The organism is Dokdonia sinensis, from assembly GCF_003688895.1.
GTDB lineage: Bacteria > Bacteroidota > Bacteroidia > Flavobacteriales > Flavobacteriaceae > Dokdonia > Dokdonia sinensis.
Map to the genome: position 1 here is coordinate 1 of NZ_REFV01000033.1, position 2,608 is coordinate 2,608.

The window sequence follows — 2,608 nt, forward strand, 5'->3', positions numbered from 1 at the left end:
CCTACACCGACGAGACGGGTGCGACCACTACAATTGACACCAATGCACTTTCTAATCCGTACGACAACACCGTATCGATGCTTACGGCAACAAACGTGCAGGATGCCATCGATGAGATCAATGCCTCGGCAGGGACAGTGAGCCTCGTACCGGGAGCAAACGATGGGGAGTTCATATTTACAGATGCAAGCGGAGCGACCACACTCATCTCAGATACGTCCATATCTACAATCGTGGACAATGGTGACGGCACTTATACCTACACCGACGAGACGGGTGCGACCACTACAATTGACACCAATGCGCTTTCAAATCCATACGACAACACCGTATCGATGCTCACGGCAACAAACGTGCAGGATGCCATCGATGAAATTAATGCAGCAGCTGGAACGGTAGCACTCGTGGACAATATGGACGGGACCTACCTCTTTACAGATTCTAATGGTTCAACGACACTCATATCCGATACTTCGATTTCTACTTTGGTAGATAATCTCGATGGAACGTATACCTATACTGATGAGACGGGGACAACTTCAGTAATCGATACAAACGCACTTTCTAATCCATATGACAATGCAGTCTCTGGACTTACAGCAACAAACGTACAGGATGCTATTGATGAAATCAATGCAGCAGCTGGAACGGTAGCACTCGTGGACAATATGGACGGGACCTACCTCTTTACAGATTCTAATGGAGCTACAACACTAATCTCAGATACTTCGATTTCTACGCTGGTAGATAATCTCGATGGAACGTATACCTATACCGACGAGACGGGGACAACTTCAACAATAGATACCAATGCACTTTCTAATCCGTATGACAATGCAGTCTCTGGACTTACAGCAACAAACGTGCAGGATGCTATTGATGAAATCAATGCGGCTGCGGGAACGGTAGCACTCGTAGACAATATGGACGGGACCTACCTCTTTACAGATTCTAATGGAGCTACAACACTAATTTCAGATACTTCGACTTCTACACTGGTAGATAATACGGATGGCACTTATACCTACACGGATGAGACGGGTGCAACTTCAACAATAGATACCAATGCCCTTTCTAATCCATATGACAATGCAGTCTCTGGACTTACAGCAACAAACGTACAGGATGCTATTGATGAAATCAATGCAGCAGCCGAAACGGTAGCACTCGTAGACAATATGGACGGGACCTACCTCTTTACAGATTCTAATGGAGCAACAACACTCATATCCGATACTTCGATTTCTACTTTGGTGGATAATCTCGATGGAACCTATACCTATACTGACGAGACGGGTGCAACTTCAGTTATCGATACCAATGCCCTTTCTAATCCGTATGACAATGCAGTCTCTGGACTTACAGCAACAAACGTACAGGATGCTATTGATGAAATCAATGCAGCAGCTGGAACAGTAGCACTCGTGGACAATATGGACGGGACCTACCTCTTTACAGATAGTAATGGTGCAACAACATTAATCTCAGATACTTCTATTTCTACACTCGTAGATAATCTCGATGGAACGTATACCTATACCGATGAGACGGGGACAACTTCAACAATAGATACCAATGCACTTTCTAATCCATATGACAATGCAGTCTCTGGATTGGTGGCGACAAACGTACAGGATGCTATTGATGAAATTAATGCAGCAGCTGGAACGGTAGCACTCGTGGACAATATGGACGGGACCTACCTCTTTACAGATTCTAATGGTTCAACGACACTCATATCCGATACTTCGATTTCTACTTTGGTAGATAATCTCGATGGAACGTATACCTATACTGATGAGACGGGGACAACTTCAGTAATCGATACAAACGCACTTTCTAATCCATATGACAATGCAGTCTCTGGACTTACAGCAACAAACGTACAGGATGCTATTGATGAAATCAATGCAGCAGCTGGAACGGTAGCACTCGTGGACAATATGGACGGGACCTACCTCTTTACAGATTCTAATGGAGCTACAACACTAATCTCAGATACTTCGATTTCTACGCTGGTAGATAATCTCGATGGAACGTATACCTATACCGACGAGACGGGGACAACTTCAACAATAGATACCAATGCACTTTCTAATCCGTATGACAATGCAGTCTCTGGACTTACAGCAACAAACGTGCAGGATGCTATTGATGAAATCAATGCGGCTGCGGGAACGGTAGCACTCGTAGACAATATGGACGGGACCTACCTCTTTACAGATTCTAATGGAGCTACAACACTAATTTCAGATACTTCGACTTCTACACTGGTAGATAATACGGATGGCACTTATACCTACACGGATGAGACGGGTGCAACTTCAACAATAGATACCAATGCCCTTTCTAATCCATATGACAATGCAGTCTCTGGACTTACAGCAACAAACGTACAGGATGCTATTGATGAAATCAATGCAGCAGCCGAAACGGTAGCACTCGTACCGGGAGCAAACGATGGGGAGTTCATATTTACAGATGCAAGCGGAGCGACCACACTCATCTCAGATACGTCCATATCTACAATCGTGGACAACGGTGACGGGACTTATACTTACACCGACGAGACGGGTGCGACCACTACAATTGACACCAATGCGCTTTC

Annotated in this window: 1 protein-coding gene; it reads left to right on the forward strand. The window is 44.8% G+C overall.

What is annotated here, in order from left to right; all coding sequences use genetic code 11:
- Positions 1-2,608 (forward strand): beta strand repeat-containing protein (locus EAX61_RS16505; RefSeq protein ID WP_161555250.1); only part of this gene is annotated, 2,608 nt, incomplete at both ends.